Origin of the sequence: Eubacterium segne (assembly GCF_014287775.1) — a bacterium.
GTDB lineage: Bacteria > Bacillota > Clostridia > Lachnospirales > Lachnospiraceae > Eubacterium_G > Eubacterium_G segne.
The window spans coordinates 130,210-148,096 of the sequence record NZ_JACOOZ010000008.1 but is presented as its reverse complement, the minus strand read 5'-3'; the positions used below and the strand labels follow the sequence as shown (position 1 = coordinate 148,096).

At 36.0% G+C, this 17,887-nt stretch carries 14 protein-coding genes; all 14 read right to left on the bottom strand.

What is annotated here, in order from left to right:
- Positions 1–78 precede the first annotated feature (78 nt).
- The gene (locus tag H8S00_RS11495) at positions 79–1,383 is read right to left on the bottom strand and encodes a transglutaminase domain-containing protein (protein WP_186840598.1); all 1,305 of its coding nucleotides are present in this window, start codon (positions 1,381–1,383) and stop codon (positions 79–81) included.
- Between the two features lie 11 nt (positions 1,384–1,394).
- On the bottom strand, positions 1,395–3,287 hold the full coding sequence (locus H8S00_RS11490) for a tetratricopeptide repeat protein (RefSeq protein ID WP_186840597.1): 1,893 nt from the start codon (positions 3,285–3,287) through the stop codon (positions 1,395–1,397).
- 141 nt (positions 3,288–3,428) lie between these two features.
- The gene (locus tag H8S00_RS11485; RefSeq protein WP_021951873.1) at positions 3,429–4,637 is read right to left on the bottom strand and encodes a glycoside hydrolase family 16 protein; all 1,209 of its coding nucleotides are present in this window, start codon (positions 4,635–4,637) and stop codon (positions 3,429–3,431) included.
- Positions 4,638–4,877: 240 nt separating this feature from the next.
- The gene (locus tag H8S00_RS11480) at positions 4,878–5,867 is read right to left on the bottom strand and encodes a 2-hydroxyacid dehydrogenase (protein WP_021951872.1); all 990 of its coding nucleotides are present in this window, start codon (positions 5,865–5,867) and stop codon (positions 4,878–4,880) included.
- Between the two features lie 121 nt (positions 5,868–5,988).
- Entirely contained in the window at positions 5,989–6,651 is a 663-nt protein-coding gene (locus tag H8S00_RS11475; RefSeq protein WP_021951871.1) for a V-type ATP synthase subunit D, read from the bottom strand.
- A 39-nt stretch (positions 6,652–6,690) separates the two neighbouring features.
- The gene (locus H8S00_RS11470) at positions 6,691–8,064 is read right to left on the bottom strand and encodes a V-type ATP synthase subunit B (RefSeq protein ID WP_021951870.1); all 1,374 of its coding nucleotides are present in this window, start codon (positions 8,062–8,064) and stop codon (positions 6,691–6,693) included.
- A gap of 1 nt (position 8,065) precedes the next feature.
- Positions 8,066–9,838, bottom strand: a complete 1,773-nt coding sequence (locus H8S00_RS11465) for a V-type ATP synthase subunit A (protein ID WP_186840596.1) — start codon at positions 9,836–9,838, stop codon at positions 8,066–8,068.
- A gap of 41 nt (positions 9,839–9,879) precedes the next feature.
- Positions 9,880–10,200: a V-type ATP synthase subunit F gene (locus H8S00_RS11460; protein ID WP_021951868.1), complete on the bottom strand. Its 321-nt coding sequence runs from the start codon at positions 10,198–10,200 to the stop codon at positions 9,880–9,882.
- Positions 10,193–11,155 (bottom strand): V0D/AC39 family V-type ATPase subunit, encoded by a 963-nt coding sequence (locus H8S00_RS11455; RefSeq protein ID WP_186840595.1) that lies wholly within the window; start codon positions 11,153–11,155, stop codon positions 10,193–10,195. The genes H8S00_RS11460 and H8S00_RS11455 overlap by 8 nt, the downstream gene beginning before the upstream one ends.
- Before the next feature lie 11 nt (positions 11,156–11,166).
- Positions 11,167–11,769, bottom strand: coding sequence for a V-type ATP synthase subunit E (locus H8S00_RS11450; RefSeq protein WP_118589784.1), 603 nt, complete (start codon positions 11,767–11,769; stop codon positions 11,167–11,169).
- Positions 11,770–11,809: 40 nt separating this feature from the next.
- Complete coding sequence (locus H8S00_RS11445) at positions 11,810–12,304, bottom strand: V-type ATP synthase subunit K (protein WP_021951865.1); 495 nt, start codon at positions 12,302–12,304, stop codon at positions 11,810–11,812.
- A 2-nt stretch (positions 12,305–12,306) separates the two neighbouring features.
- Entirely contained in the window at positions 12,307–14,319 is a 2,013-nt protein-coding gene (locus tag H8S00_RS11440; RefSeq protein WP_118589785.1) for a V-type ATP synthase subunit I, read from the bottom strand.
- Between the two features lie 9 nt (positions 14,320–14,328).
- Positions 14,329–14,637, bottom strand: a complete 309-nt coding sequence (locus H8S00_RS11435) for a hypothetical protein (protein ID WP_118589786.1) — start codon at positions 14,635–14,637, stop codon at positions 14,329–14,331.
- A gap of 223 nt (positions 14,638–14,860) precedes the next feature.
- Positions 14,861–17,884 (bottom strand): glycoside hydrolase family 76 protein, encoded by a 3,024-nt coding sequence (locus H8S00_RS11430; protein WP_186840594.1) that lies wholly within the window; start codon positions 17,882–17,884, stop codon positions 14,861–14,863.
- Positions 17,885–17,887: the final 3 nt, after the last annotated feature.

Here is a 17,887-nt window from a genome sequence, read left to right as displayed (position 1 = left end):
TTTTATCATAAAATAAACATATTTTTTTAACCATTTTTGCAAATCCAACTATATTTCTTCCCGGTCTTTCCACTAGTATCATCGACATACGTATCTCTTTACCTCCTTCACTGATGACCAGTTGGTGTAAACCTTATTTTCATTAATTATCTTATATGCCCTAAAACGTACATAATATTTCTTTTTCTTTTTTAAATTTTTCGGCTTAAAATATACTTTCGACGTTACTGCTGTTTTTTTTCCTTTTTTAAATTTCTTATCTGTTGCATACTGAATCTGGTATCCCTTAGCCCCGGTAACTGCAACAAAAGTAACCTTTTTCCTTGCCACTTTCTTAAATTTTGCTTTTTTGACGGCAAAAAAGGCCGACCGGGTTTTAAGTGAATATCCCAAAGGTTCAACATTATACTCATTTTGAGCCATGGGATAAACATTGTAAAACTCCATAGTCTTGTACTCTTCTAAGCGGGTATGTTTATTAAAATTATCTCCTTTTAAAAAGTAACGATATTTTATTCCATTTTGTATTAGTTCAGCGTCCCAGGTTGAATCAAGATTGTAATAGTAATCTCCAAGCTTTACAATATTCCAGCCATGGCGCACATTACGACTTCCAAAACCTGCAATAACTCTTACAGATATTCCCAATTCCTTAAGTATCCTGTACATCAGCTGGGCATATCCCTGACATACTGCATTTCCCCTAAACAAGGCTGACCACGATGTATATACGATTTCATCAACTGTGCTATCAGAATATTTTACGTGTTCACACACATAATCATATACCATTTTAATTACTTCATAGTCTGTAGTTTCTTCTGTAATTTCCAATTGGCTTATAATTTCTTTCACCTTGGCATCTACCTGCTTTTTTTGCTCTAAAGTAGTGAGATACCATACTTCAGTCCTAAAGTGATAATAATAGTAGATTTTCTTTTTTTCTTTTCTTGTATAACGTGTATAGGAAGGGTATTCCCTGTCTATATCCCAATACATGTAGTCCCCTTCGTCACCCTTTGATGTGACTTTAAATGCCTGACTCTCCAGTTCATCAAACACCTCTGCCGGAACAGCATTCGTTGATTTAACATATGCGTTTACTTCATACTGATGATTTAACAGCTGTTTTCTATAACCTGTAGCTGCTTCAGCAACTGACTTATATGCAGAGGTTTTCCTGTTTCCTGAATACAGTCTTTCTCTTCTTTCAACAAGGATTAATTTTTCCCTTGTTTTCATAGTGGAAATCTCATCAATCGCATTCCTGCTAATTGTGTCAGCATAAACGTTATTGTTACACCATGTTACATTCTCCATTGGAGAACATAACATGACAGTAGCAATAATAAGACATATTATTCTTTTAATTTTTATTTTCATTTAAACTCCTGTTATTTTATTTTTCCATAACGGGTACTAAATTTTTCTCCGTTATATTTAAGCTGTCTTACCATCTTCTTTCCGCCCTTTAAAGTATATGTGAACCTCTGATTATGATTAGCTCTTAATCTGAATTTCAGCTGATAAGTTCCAATTAATATTGAATCTACCTTATTTTTGGTACTTATAACTGTATCAAATCCCAGATAGTCATTATTCTTATCTATAATTCTAAGACACATTTCGTCCTTGTAGAGAACCTGTGAAATATATATCTTATATATCTTCTTTTCTCCATTGACTTTTCCCGTATGTTTCCATGTGCCTACCCAGTATTTAACCTTACTGTTAAAGCTGCTCATTTTACTATAAAGTGCTCCTGCTTTTTTGTAGCTCTTCTTAATTGTTTCAAGGAGTTTCATTGCCTCAGAAATTTTTCCCTGTTCTCCTAATTTTACAGCCTGCTTATAAACACTTTCATTAAGGTTCTCTGACTTGGTATACTTAGATACACTATTGTATATTTCCATGCCGTTTTTTGTATCGCCCTTATCTACTAAAGCTTTAGCATAGCCATATCCATATGTCCCGTACTCTGTTTCGTAAGATTTATCCTTTGCATACACATTTTTAATTGTGTTCCATGCTGTTTCATAATCTTTTTTGAGGTAATAAATTTCTGCCATCCCGGCACTTGCCCTATTAACCAGATTCATATCTGCTGCCGCATTGCTGCTTGACTTAAATAAATCCATTGCCTTATCATATTCTTCACTTTGCAATGCCGTGGCACCTGCATAATAATCTAAAAATGCTCCGCACATTTTTCCATATCTGCTGTTTTTGTCAGAATTATACCCTTTTTTGAAATACTCAGTTGCCTTATTTTCATCTTCACTATCTAACTGATTTAATCCCAAATTATAATATGCTTGGGCTAAATATTCCTCACTTTTTAAGAAACCGTTAAGTTCATTAAAGGAATTTATAGCCTCTTCATAATTCTTATTGTTAATTAACTTTTTAGCTGCCGTATATTTCTTATTAGGAATAAAGTAAGTCATAACAGCCACTGCTGCTAATCCTGCTATAATCACAATTATAATTGCTGCCGTAATATATCTCTTACGAACCGCCTTTTTTCTGTTTACACGTCTGCTTTCACTGTTTTGCTTTCTTTCCTCATTCTGCTTTACTATGGCATATTTTCTTTTGGCATCATTAAGCAACTCTGCTGTATTCATATACCAGTAAATTCTCTTAAATATCTCTATTCCATTGGCAATGCTTGCTGAATCGTCCTTTTCAACATCCTCCGTTGCTGAAATATAGCTGTCTTCATAGTCCTTAAGCTTTGCCTTTGCAAACACTTCCACATCATCAAGTACCCCTACCGATTCACATATTGCCTCTTTTTTATTCCATACTGTTCCGTCTTCAAAAACAACACTGTCTATTTTTATTACAAATTTCTCTGCTGCTTCATTTGAAACAGTTATCTTTGCAGCTTTGCCCTTTGATTCTAAATACTTAAGTCCTAAAGCTCCATACTTATGCTGAATTTCTTCTGCATTGCCCTCATTATCACTGGCATATACAGTTATATTTAAATCCCTGATTGTCTTTTCATAAATATTGGTAAACTTAAGGGTAAGTCTGTTCTTATTGCTTACGGTATCACGCTCAAGCTCTCCTGTTTCAAACAAAACAGGACTTCCGTATGTCCATAAATTCTCTTTTAAATCTAATATTTTTTCATAACGCTTTAAGCCTTCAGACTGTGAAACTTTATTGTCGTTCGTTTCCGAATTATTTATGTTTTCTGAATTACTTAAAGCTTCCGCACTATTTTCCTGCTGATTTGCAGTATCTTCTATAATATTTTCATTCATCTTTTCTTCCATATTAGTCTCCAATAATAATATTTTTAAGATTATAGTATCAATGGCTATTGTATCACATTTGACAAAATAATACACCCCAAATGTTGATATCTGCTCCAACACTTAGGGTGTATAAAAATTTGTATGAGATTTTAAAATAATTTATTTTTTAATTTTTACATGCTTAACCTTTGACCAGCTTCCATATATCTTTTTGCCTTTATATACCTTATATGCTCTTACCTTAACATAGCAGGTACTTTTCTTTTCAAGTCTCTTTAACGTATACTTTGTTTTTGTAGTATTTTTTTGTATATAGCCCTGAAATCTTTTATTGTCGCAATATCTGATTTGATATCCCTTGGCATCTTTTATCTTCTTAATGGTAAGGCTTACTTTTCTTCCCTTTACATTTTTCATGGATTTAACTGTAGCCCTTGCCGGTTTCGCCTTTGCTTTCTTTTCCGCCTCTGCTTTAGCTGCAGCAGCCTTCTTTGCTGCTTCTTCCTTAGCTGCCTGCTCTTTTTCGTCAGCAATATCCTGAGCTGTCTTGTCTCTGTAATATCTTACATAGTCTACTTCCATTGTTGCCGGAAGTGCTGATGTTGCAGGCAATTGATTAGAAGTTAAATTTCCTCCTACTGCCACATTTAATAACATATAGTAATTATCTTTTAATTCTTCCATTCCGGCTACATATGTATAAGAACCTATTAATTGATTATCATAGAATACTCTTATTTTGTCGTCAGTTCTGTAAACGCCGTATGTATGCCACTGGGTTTTATCAAAATTCGGGAAACCGTATGCTGTCGGGAACTTACTTTCATAATGATCCTTTGTAGGTGCTGCCACTGTTGTCCAATGCATTGTTGCATATGGGAACTGGTTGGTATTTATGGATTCCATTATGTCAATTTCACCACACATAGGCCATGTCTGTCCGTTAGTTCCTAACATCCAGAATGCCGGCCATATACCTTTTGCTGAAGGAAGTTTGATTTTTGCTACAACGTAGCCGTTTCCCACTTCCACTTTTCCTGCTGTTTTAATACGTCCCGAGGTGTAATTTTTTCCACCTACAGACTGCTTTCTTGCAGATATTTTTAAAGTTCCGTTGTTTACATATACATTATCTGTGGAACTTGTATAATATTCCTGTTCGTTGTTTCCCCAACCCCAGTTTCCATTTCCAATTTCATAAGTCCAGTTGTTTGTATTAAGTGCATCTCCTTCAAACTCATCCGACCATATTAACTTCATGTCACTTGGATCAATAGTAAGTGTGTCCTGATTATATGAAGCACTTACACCGGTGCTTGCTGCCAAAATTCCCACCATTGTAGCTATAACTGCTAATGCCTTTCTCATATGTTAAACCTCCATTGTATAATAAATGAAAACCTTTTTATGTTCACTTTCATATTACACAATAACGTTTTTATTCTCAACAGTGTCTAAAATATGCTAACCAATTATAAAATTTTTACACCTTTTATGGCACCGGTGTCTGTGTTCGTTTATGATGTAAGCAGGACAAAATTTTGCCACCTCTGATATCCGGATTACTTCATTGCCAGCCAATTTCTCTAATCCCTAAACAGCTTAACATTACTTCACCACATTGTTTTCAATAAGATTTCCCATTTCAAAAGATTTGGCATTCTCTAAAGTTGTGTAGCTTATTGCCTCTAGTGCCTCTTCTGTTAAAAATGCCTGATGAGAAGTAACTATTACATTTGGAAACGACAAAAGTCTTGATGTTATGGATGTCTCTAATATATCATCTTCCCTGTTTTCAAAAACATTCTTAGTTTCCTCTTCATATACATCAAGACCTACACTGTGAAATTTGTGCTCCCTTATTCCCTGTATCAAATCCTGAGTATCAATTAAAGCTCCCCTTGATGTATTTACTAAGACCACGTTGTCCTTCATTTTTTTAATAGTCTTTTTATTTATCATATGATAAGAATCATCTGTCAGTGGACAATGTAGGGAAATTAAGTCGCTTTTTTCTAATACTGTATCTAAATCCGTATATTCCACAAAATTCAAATCCGGATTTTTGTAAATATCATATGCCATAACCTTCATTCCAAATCCTCTGCAAATACGACACATTGCCGCTCCGATTTTTCCTGTTCCAATTATTCCTGCTATTTTTCCATAAAAATTAATTCCCGTAAGTCCCACAAGGCTGAAATTATTTTCCCTGACCTTAATATATGCCTTGTGAATATGTCTGTTACTGGCAAGGGCTAATGCCATGGCATGCTCTGCCACAGCTTCCGGTGAATATCCCGGAACTCTTAACACCGTAATTCCATATTTTTTTGCAGCCCCTACATCCACGTTATTATATCCCGCGCAACGCATAAGAACTAACTTTACGCCACATTCTTTCAATATTTTTAATACTTTTTCACTTACATCAGAACTTACAAAAGCACATATGGCATCATATCCTTTTGCATATTTTGCAGTTCTTTCACTTATATCTTCCTCCGCATACTCTATTTGAATGTCCTTATATTCAGGGATTATTTTATCAAAGGATTCCCTGTCATATTTTTTTGTGTCATAAAATAAAATTTTCATGTATTTATTACCTCCTTTTAAAACATAACATACCATATGGAAGTTTTATAGATATCAGAAAACACAAAATAGCGAAGCAAAAGCTCCGCCATTAATTGTTACATAATATTCATATAGATACTTACATATCCTCTTTCCGTCTGGCTTCCACTGCTTCTTCTAACATCATATCCTTAACCTTCATTAAACGAATCTGGGTACTTCTCTCATTTTCATCTAATTTCATGGTTATATATTTTATATTGTCCAAAGCCTGAGGAATTATTACATGTTCTAATGCATTTACCCTTCGTCTTGTTTTTTCTATTTCCGATGCCATAAGCTGACATGATTTTTCTATTTCAGCAAGCTTTATCATATCAGAAAAAACATTAGACAATGAGTATACTGCATCATCTAAATCCCCGGCAGTGAAAGCATATCCATAAGAATATATATCCCTTCCGCCAATTTCAGTTTTAGCACAAAATTGTGGAATGTCAACACTCATTATATTTTTGTAATCCTGCTTTATTTCCAACGACTTATTATTAGCCATAAGGGCTGTGTTTAAAACCTCTTCACTCATTCCTGCCCTGGCCACGGCAAACTCCCTGTTTGCCCTTTTAAGTCCCTCTTCAACTTTAAGTCTGAGCCTCATATTTTCCTTTATCATATCCATAAACTGTCTTACTAACTCGTCACGTTTATCCTTTAACAGTTTATGTCCTCTTGTGGCAGACATAAGCTTCTTTTTTTGCCTTGTAAGCTCCATTCTCGTTGGATTTACACGTGTAGATGCCATAAAACTTCCCACCTTTCGTTAACAAATCCGTTATATGTCCTACTTGCTAATATAGTATTTATCAAGGTATTTTTCGTCAATACGCTTTAATTCTGATTTTGGAAGCATTGACAAAAGTTTCCAGCCTACATTCATTGTCTCCTCTATGGATCTGTCTGTATCATATCCCTGGGAAACATATTCCTTCTCAAATTCATCTGCAAACTTAGCATAAATAAGGTCAATATCAGACAATGCTGCCTCACCTAAAATTGTCATAAGTTCCTTGGCATCCTTACCTCTTGCATAGGCAGAAAACAGCTGATTCATTACATTACTGTGGTCAGCTCTTGTTTTTCCTTCACCTATACCTTTATCCTTTAATCGTGAAAGTGAAGGCAATACATCAATAGGTGGTGTAATTCCCTTTCTATATAGTTCACGGCTTAAAATAATCTGTCCTTCCGTTATATATCCTGTAAGGTCAGGAATAGGATGGGTTTTGTCATCCTCAGGCATTGTAAGAATAGGAATCATGGTTATACTTCCGTCTTTTCCTCTCTGACGGCCTGCACGCTCATAAAGTGTGGCAAGGTCAGTGTACATGTATCCCGGATAACCTCTTCTTCCAGGGACTTCCTTTCTTGCTGCAGATACCTCACGAAGGGCATCTGCATAGTTAGTAATATCAGTAATAATTACCAGTACATGCATTCCCTTTTCAAAGGCAAGATATTCTGCTGCTGTAAGTGCCATTCTAGGGGTGGCAATACGTTCAACTGCCGGGTCATTGGCAAGGTTCATAAACATTACAGTTCTGTCAATGGCTCCTGTTTCCTTAAAGCTGTTGACAAAAAAGTCTGATTCCTCAAAGGTAATTCCCACTGCTGCAAAAACTACTGCAAAAGGCTCATCTGTTCCTACTACCTTTGCCTGTTTTGCAATCTGAGCTGCCAAATTGGCATGAGGAAGACCTGATGCGGAAAATATAGGAAGCTTCTGTCCCCTTACTAATGTATTTAAGCCGTCAATGGCAGATATTCCTGTCTGAATAAATTCTGAAGGATAATTTCTTGCTGCCGGATTCATGGCAATACCATTAATATCCTTTCTTTCATCAGGTAAAATATCCGGACCGTCATCTATGGGATTTCCAAGACCATCAAATACTCTTCCTAACATGTCCATTGACACTCCAAGTTCCATGCTTCGTCCTAAAAATCTTACCTTACTGTTTGAAAGGTTAATACCTGTTGAATCTTCAAAAAGCTGAACTAATGCATTGCTTCCGTTTACCTCTAAAACCTTGCATCGTCTTACCTCTCCATTTGCCAGTTCTATTTCACCTAATTCATCATAAGTTACTCCTGAAACGTCCCTTACCAACATAAGAGGTCCGGCAACTTCCTGTATGGTTCTGTACTCTTTTGGCATATTAGAACTCCTCCTTCTTTAAAGTATTGGCAATCTCAATATCCAGTCTGTCGTTTATTTCTGCAAATTCTTTATCAAGCTCATCTTCATGAGTATATTTAAAACGTCCGATTGCCTCACGGACAGGCATTTTTATCAGAGCTTCCACATCTGCTCCATTGTCCAATGCCTCCTTAGATTTCTCATAAAATCCAATTACTAATTCCATCATCATCTCCTGTTTCTTAAGAGACGTATATGTGTCTACTTCGTGGAAGGAATTTTGATGAAGATAATCCTCTCTAATAGAACGGGCAGCTTCCATTTTTAGTCTGTCCGGTGCAGATAATGCATCCATACCTACCATTTTTACTATTTCATCCAGTTCTGACTCATCATGTAAAAGACTCATTAACTTTTGTCTTAAAGTAAGCCAGTTCTTATTAATATTTTCCGTAAACCATCCACCTATGCTGTCTACATAAAGTGAATAGCTTGTAAGCCAGTTTATTGCCGGGAAGTGACGCTTATATGCCAGATTAGAATCCAGACCCCAGAATACTTTTACAATACGAAGGGTTGCCTGGGATACCGGCTCTGAAATATCTCCTCCCGGAGGTGATACGGCACCGATAACTGATAATGCCCCGTCTCTTCCTTCTTTTCCCAGGGTAACCACATCCCCTGCCCTTTCATAAAACTGGGCAAGACGGCTACCTAAATATGCCGGATATCCTTCTTCACCAGGCATTTCTTCCAATCGTCCGGACATTTCACGAAGGGCTTCTGCCCATCTTGAAGTGGAATCAGCCATAAGGGCTACTGAATATCCCATATCACGGAAATATTCCGCAATGGTTATACCTGTATATATGGAAGCCTCTCTGGCTGCTACAGGCATATCTGATGTGTTGGCAATAAGAACTGTTCTTTCCATAAGGGAATGTCCTGTTTTAGGATCCTTTAACTCCGGAAATTCATTTAAAACATCCGTCATTTCATTTCCACGCTCGCCACAGCCGATATATACTACAATATCTGCCTCAGCCCACTTAGCAAGCTGATGCTGTATAACTGTTTTTCCGCTTCCAAATGGTCCCGGAACTGCTGCCACACCACCTCTTGCAATAGGAAACAGTGTGTCAACAACTCTCTGACCTGTAATAAGAGGTTTATTAGGTGCCTTCTTTCTCTTGTAAGGTCTGCCTTTTCTTACCGGCCATTTCTGCATTAATGTAAGTTCCTTTTCACCATCTGAAGTTTTTATTACTGCAACGGTTTCAGTTACATCGTAGGTTCCTCCGTTTATTTTTACGATTTCACCCTTAATTCCATATGGAACCATTATTTTCTGTGTAACTACGGCAGTTTCCTGTACGGTTCCAATAATATCTCCTGCCTCAACCATATCTCCTACCTTTGCCGTAGGAACAAATTCCCATTTTAATTCTCTTTTAAGTGACGGAACCTGAACTCCCCTCTTTAAAAGATTTCCGGAAACCTTCATAATGTCATCAAGAGGTCTTTGTATACCATCATATATGCTGCCTATTAATCCCGGACCTAACTCAACAGACATTGGTGCACCGGTGGATACAACCTCTTCTCCCGGTCCAAGTCCTGACGTTTCCTCATATACCTGAATAGATGCCCGGTCATCATGCATCTCTATTATTTCACCTATTAATTTTTTATCGCTGACCCTTACCACGTCAAACATGTTAGCATCACGCATTCCGTCAGCAATTACCAAAGGTCCTGCTACTTTTCTAATAATTCCCTTGCTATGTTCCATGCTTCTTCCTTTCCTGTCATCAGGTTACCTGTCAACATTTTCTAATTATTTCCAAATACAATGTCAGAGCCTATTGCCTGTTCCACTGATTTCTTGACTCCTGAAACACCTTCTCCGGTGTTACCAAGTACACCGGGAATCAAAATAATTGCCGGGGTTACTCTTTCCCTGTATCTGTCTATTTCTTCGGAAATTTCTGCCGCTAATGATTCAGTTATATAAATAATTGCATATTCATTATCAGCTAACCTTCTAAGTTCCTTTATTGCCAAAACCTTGTCATCTAAAGGAAATATATCAACTCCTAAGGCACTAAATCCGTATATGCTGTCATAATCACCCATTACTGCTACCTTATACATACATTTCCCTCATTCTTTCTCTGATAAACCCGTTATCAAATCCATTTAACTTACATGTTAAAATTATCTTTATGGTCTTAATTTCCATTTCCTTTGCTATGGCATAGGCTATAATTGGGCCTACAGTAAAGGAATTGTATTTTTCGGATTTAATACATTGGACAATTTTGTTATCACACCAGCATTCAAACACTGACATGGATTTCTTTAGTGCATCTACCCCATCTTTAAACCCTGTGCTTTCCAGATAAGTACACACACCTTCCATGCCTCCATCTACTGATGCTGCTAAATCCCTTATGCTTATTCCGTCACAGCTAACAACGCATTTTTTTACAAAATCACTGTTTTTGCCTGTGGCGGCACATCTTACTGCAATTTTTATATTAGCAATGGTAACTGTCGTATCGGCATATTTTCTAATTAACTTACTTTCGGAATTTTCTCCCATTTCCTTTATTTTCTCAAGAGCTGCCTTATCAATTATTACATCGCATATCTGTCCGCTTCCTGTCTGAATCAATGTATCTGCCGCTTCCTTAGCCGGCTTTTCCATATTTTCAGTTAGTTTCTGATACTTTCCCTGCCTTATGGATTCCATAATAATCTCCGGAGACAATTTAGTTCCTTCATAGAAAATATTGTCATTATTACTGTCTGTACAAACCTGCTTAATTGCCGCCTTTAGGTTATGATACTCGTCACCTATCATAAGAATATCCATTTCATTACTGTCATCTGATAATTCTTTTATAAGTTTAGATGTATTCTTTTTTTCTATGGAAATCATTTTCTCTAAAGAATCTGCACCATTTCCCCAGCCCTTGGACTTTAGAAATGCAATGCACTGACTGTAATCACTACACTGCAACAGTGCCGTCATATCATCATCAGAAAATAGCTTTCCCTCTAATGCCCTTATTCTGGCAACACCGTAAGTATAATCCTTTTCCATGGCATTACCTCCTAATTTCCGGTACCAAATAATACTTTATTGGCAACATCTTTAAGCTTATCTGAATTTGCCATAAACAGAGATTTTACCGTGCAGTTTTCTTCAATATCACCGTAAGTTAAAATAAATCCTCCATCAATGTTTTCAGGCATTTCATTTATTTTAATTTCTCCGCCTTTTTCCTTTGCTGCCTGATTAATTTCATCCTTAAACCATTGAGGCATCCGGCTTAAATCCTTTTCATTAAACAGGATTTTCCCCTTTTCACATGTTACATTAGCCTTAAATAATTCAAGCATTAGTTTAAAGTATTCTTCACTTTCAAGTTCTAAAAAAGTCATTTCTGCTTTTTCAATTACTTCATTAATGCAGCTCTGTTTTGCCATAAGTATGGTTTTTCTTTTTCTAAATTCACCACCGGATTTTGTTTTTTCCTCATATAACTTTCTGTCAGCTAAAGATTTTTTATTGATTTGTTCTACCTGTACTGCTACGTCAGCTTTTATACCATCCATATACTCGTTGCAATATTCTTCAGCTTCATTTAAAATCCGGTTTGCTTCCTTCTGTGCCTGAGAATGAATTTCCTGCACAATGTTGTCTAATCCACTCATACACTTCTCCTTTTCAACGTATCTCCTTTAATACCGTCTCCTACAATGAAATTCCGTTAATTGCCAGGAATGAAATAAGAAGTGCTAAAATAGCATATGTTTCAACCATTGCAGGGAATAACATTGCCTTTGCAAACTGTTCAGGTCTTCTTGCAACAATTCCGATACCTGCTGCTGCTGTTTTTCCCTGTGCCTTTGCAGAAATAAGACCTACAATTGCAATTGGAAGACATGCCGCAAGTATTTCAAGTCCCTGAAGAGATGATACCTGTACGGAAGTTCCTCCAATGATTCCGATTTTTGATAATGTAACGAAACCGATTAATAATCCGTAAAGTCCCTGAGTACCCGGAAGTAACTGCATAACTAATACCTTAGCAAACTTTGACGGGTCTTCAGTCATAACTCCTGCCGCCGCTCTTCCTGCTATACCTACACCAATGGCTGAACCTGCACCTGCCATTAACACTGCTAAAGCTGCACCTAATAATGCATAAAATAATCCTAAATTTTCAAAAAAATCTCCAAATGTCATAATTAATTCTCCTTTACATTAATGTATTTTGTATTTTCCTTAAAAGGCTTAAACTCTCTGCTTCCGCCTTCATAAAACTTTCCAAAAAATTCAACGTACTGTAATCTGTTGGTGTGAACATAGGAACCTAAAAGATTAATTGCCAGGTTAAATGTGTGACCAAATACAAATACCACTATAAAAAGTATAACTCCGCCTATACTTTTTCCTCCCATGGCTGCCATGGTGTTAATAACCTTTGCAATTACTCCTGTGGCAAGTCCTAATGCCAATAGTCTTGAATATGACAACAAATCACTGAGCCAGCTGGTTGTGTCATAAAGGCTGTAGGCTCCTAATAACAGTCTCTTTATAGGATTTTTTGCCCTTCTTCCTGCCATTAAAAGTATTCCCAACATTCCACCTAATGCCATTACCTTTGCCAGCATATTTATACCTGCCGGAAAAACTATTGTTGTTCCTGAAAGGGATGCAAATAATGATGTTGGAACTAATAGCAATATCAGTCCTATTAAGAACACGTACCATAAAACCACGTCACACACAAATGCCATTACATACTTTTGCTTAAGCAGCTGGTATCCCTTTATTGCCAGTCCTGTAAATAAATGTATAATCCCGAAAATCATACAGTATATTAACATTTCCATTGGCTTTTCTATAGGTTCAAACCATAATGCCGGAATGGTTATTGTGGTGTCAAAAAAAGTTTTGGCAATAACCTGTATTGCATCTCCAAAATATCCGCCAAATAATATGCCCCATACCAATGTGGAAATTCCACAGTTTTTAAACATTCTAAGAGTCTTTTCCATGGTTGGTGACATTCCCGGATATTTTTTTAGTGCAAACAGACAACCTAGAAATATTATTAAACCATAGGCTGCATCACTTAGCATAATACCGAATAGTACATAATAGAAAAATGCCGTAATGGCTGTGGGGTCGATTTCGTTTTTGCCCGGATATCCGAAGGATGTTACCACATCCTCCACTGCCGCAGCAGTCTTATTATTTTCAAGAAGTACGGGAACATCTTCATCTTCCCCTACCTCTTCCGTATCAATAGCCACAACAAACTTTTTTTCCAGCTCCTCAATTAACTTTCCCGATTTTTTCACCGGAATAAATCCACTAACAAAAAACGTGTGCTTTGACTGAAGAATGGTTCCTACAACCCGGTATTTATCAGCCCTTACAGTGTAATAGTCTGAAACACTTTCTATTGACTGTCTGCTTAATGCCTCCCGGGCAAGTTCAGACTTAATTTCAGCTATGTCGCTGTATAAATTTTCAATGCGCTTCCCTCTGTTTTTAATTGAAACAGCCGGCGTGTGATGTGCCACCACCTGAGGCCTGGTAAATCCCAGCTGCCTTAACGCTTTCTCCGTTTCTTCCGTCTTGTCCTTAATACATATACAGGTAATGTATGTCTGGAATTTATCAGCAGCTACTACCTGAATATATACTTCCTTTGGAAACTCTTCTATTTTTTCAATTTCTGAAATTAAAATCTCCTGAGTGTAACTTCCTAAGATACTTCCTAACATAAACACCGTATCCTTTGTTCCCTGATAATTCATTGGAACATCAAGATTTTTCCATATGCTTAATGCCTTAATTTCATCCTGATACTTTGCAATCTGACTTTCCTTTTCATCAAGATTTTTCTTTTGCTGAATAATCCTGTTCACTAAAGACATTATTTCCTGTTGGTCGCTAATTGTCTTTAAATATTCCGAATCAGATATCTGTTTCTTCCCCTCTAGAGAAGATAACATTGACTTCTTTTCAGGTGCATACATATCTAAAATTTCCAAGGCATTTTCAGCTAAAGAAACATTCCTTTCAAAAATTGAAATCTGGGTAGCCGTATTGGTTTTAGTAAAAACCTCATCTTCCTTATCCTTTTCAATTATCTCCAGACAACCACGTTTTTGTAGTAGCTCAAGAATTTTCTTCCGGTTTGCTTTCATTGCGCATATATTAATTTTTTGCATTTGCAAAACTGCCATAAAAACCTCCTAAAACAATGCATCAATTACAGCTTTTACTGCCTCTGGCTGCCTTTCTGCTGCCTCTTCCTTTAGTTTTATTACCTGCTTGTCAATTTCTGCATTAAATTCTCTGTCTGCCTCGCTGCAACTTTTAATGGTTTCTTCCATATCCCTGCGGGCTTTATCTTTCACTTTATCTGTTTCCTCTTCCCTATATGATTGTGCCCTTATCTTAATGTCATTTTTCATGTTCATTGCATTATCCTTTGCCGTCATTACCGTTTTTTCAGCATCTGACTCTGCAATTCTAATTGCATCCACGGTTTCTTTAATCAATACAGGCTCCTCCTTTCTATCCACATTGTCTTTATAATTTCATTTCTTATCAAGTATGATATATCATAGAATAATTATATACAAGTATCATTTTATAACAGTTGTTGTATATTTTTACTATTTCGTATTTTGTATGCTTTTATTACTATTTTACATAATTGTTTTTATGAATTATTTCCTAAAACAATTATGCGTAAAAGTCCTTTTTTTATTCCTTTTATGACTACGGAGTGACTATTGTATTTCCCCAATCATAATCTATTTCTTTTGCATCCTTATTAACAACTTTAACTATTTTATTAAAAAGATAGGCATGAGCTTCCTTTGTATTCATCTTTACATTTTCATAAAGATTTTTTGCAACATCGTAAATAGAATATTGTGAAATATTGTCTCCATATACATAGGTACCATCATCCAGTACGGCATATGCCCTGACCATATACTTTGATGTAAATTCCTTAGTGGAAAATGCTCCGAACTTTATTGTTCTTACATAGTATGTTGCCGTATCGGATTCTCCAAATTTTTGTGCAGCAGTTCCATTAGCGGTAGATTCAAAGCTTGCAATATATTTATTACTACTATTAACGACCATCTCTGATTCCTTAATATTGGTTTTTATACCGTCTACTTCTGACACACCATAAATAAATCCCCACTTTACAACTTGTTCTTCATTTATTTTGGGTTCAACAGACGCAATAGTTCTTATTCCTCCTAATGTTGTACTTATCTGGTATCCCTCTATTTTTAGTTCAGGGCTTGTTACAATATTATATATTGCACCTTTAGGCAAAATTTTGCTTCCATCTGCTGTTAAAAACCTGAATTTTTCTTGATTTCCTGTCACTTTATCTGCATTAGCCAGAATATACATTTCTTCATCTTCAGGGTCAACTAACAGGTATTTACCTGTCTTAACAGATTTTATTGCCACCGATGTATCATCTGATTCTTCATTTAAGTTTTCAACTATAAATTTTGACTCATCATCAATGGTATCTGCATTTGCAGTAATATAATATCCATTTGAGCCATATGCTGCCCTTATATATTTTTCAGTAACTAAAGACTTAAATGAAACTGTACCATCAGAATTATTAACTATACCTATTTGCTCCCAATCTCCTCTACTGGTACTTCTTGCTAAAATAGTTGTATCTTTTGTTCCATTTTTCAACTGGGCATATTTATCATTAGACTCTGAATAAAGAAACATATATCCCTGGGAATTATCTGTTGCCTTTTCAAACTGTATATAGTCCAAATTACATACATGTTCAGTATCTGACTTGAAAATGACATATAAATTTTGTACACCCTTTACTCTTGCTGTATCAACAGAAATTTCTCTCCAATCACTCCAGTCACCTGTATTATCTAATGGAACACTTGCAATTATGGTTCCATTTGTAGAACCAAGCCTTATTTCTATTCTCCCCTTTTTTTCTGCATCTTCTGTTTTTCTTGAATATCTAAGTTTAACTTTTGAACATCCTGTTTTTCCAAAATCAACGTTATAGTATGCAGTGTAATCTCCACTATTAATTCCACCCAGACTTCTTCCTCCACTGCTGTTATCACTGTTTTCAGAAATCAAACCTTTAGTATAGTCCATATCCTCTGCTTCTATAAGTGAATATGCATCTCTTTCAAGTCTGTCAGAATATGTAGGCATATTTGCCATAAGAGATATGGCATTATACGCTGTGTAGCATTCCCATGTTACATCTTCTGATGTTTTCTTATTCCATACACACCATTGCAAATTCTTTGAGTTTTTATTCATCCATGCTATTTTTGCATTGTCCCGGAAGAATGATAAATATTCCGGTCTGTTGAAATCCACTATGAACTTTCTTAAATATCTCATTAAAATTCCACGCATTTTTGAGTTGTCTGTGATATATGCATCTTCCTTAATTAATATATTGTTATAACACAAAGCTTTCATTGTATGATTTACAGCATTGCAGGCATCTTCATAATAACTATTGTCTCCAAAGTGTTCATAAAGCATTGTTGCCGCCCCAATAAATGTCCCCTGATTATATGTTGAGCACCAGTATTCATGCATTGTATCCCAGACATGCCCTATTTCCTCTCCTTCTCGTACATACATAGAACTGTTTCTCCAGGCTGAATACAGTTTTTTTGCTTTTTCATAATAAGACATATCCCCCGTTGCTTCAGCCAGATAGCATGCCCCCACTGTTGCAGGTCCATTAATACAGGATGTTGTATCATCATTCTCATGATTCATTTTCCATATAAGCATTCCGTCGCTTCTCTTATTTGCTCTTTCGTACATTAAATCATAATTATGTTTACCATATGTTAAGTATTGTTCATCACCAAACAAAATATATGCTCTAACCGATGCCAAGACTGCCCATGCCAAATCGTCATTCCAATCCTTCCATGCCCAATCTTCTCCGTTGGTTGCTATAAAATCTTTATAAGTTGTAACAAACATATCTTTATATATTGCTTTACCTGTTGTTTCATAGCCATCAAGAAGTGCTTCCATTATTTCTGCCTCTCCCCAAAAACCATCATCACTACTATGAAATGTCATATACCCTGTTTTTTCATAGTATTTATAATAGTAATCTTTAAACGCATTTACCATGGTGTCATTCATTTCCTCTGTAAATCCATTATATTCCACACTGGTCTTTTTTAACTTCCATATTTGTCTCGGTTCATAATCTATACTTTTTGCTTTAGTCCACAAACGAACCTGAGCACCATCTTTATCCCTTTTGTCATCATCACTGATAATTTCCGCACATTCCTCCTCACCGTTGTCGTTTTTTACAGCAGACACAATATAATAACAACCTTCATATTTGCCTTCTGTTATAGGAACCAGTTTCCATTTGTAAATATCCGTACCATCATTTCCATTAAAATCCAGCTTATCACCATTACTTTTTCCTGTTATTTTCATAGTTTTGTCCGTAACAGTATTTGTAAATGTATAATATTCTCCTTCTTTCTTTACATTAAATCTCGCTAAGTCACTTATGGCATCAGTATTCCATACAACGCAATCAGCATAATAATTTGATACATCTGTCTGGGTTATTGCTTTTTGGTTATAGACCGATTGAATAACATATACTCCGTCATTAATTGCTCCTTCATCTTCCGCCTTCACATTTTTTAAACCGTTTTGTCCCGGCAATGATGTTATAATCAATGCAACAGCAAGACACAATATCATTAATCTTTTTTTCATAAA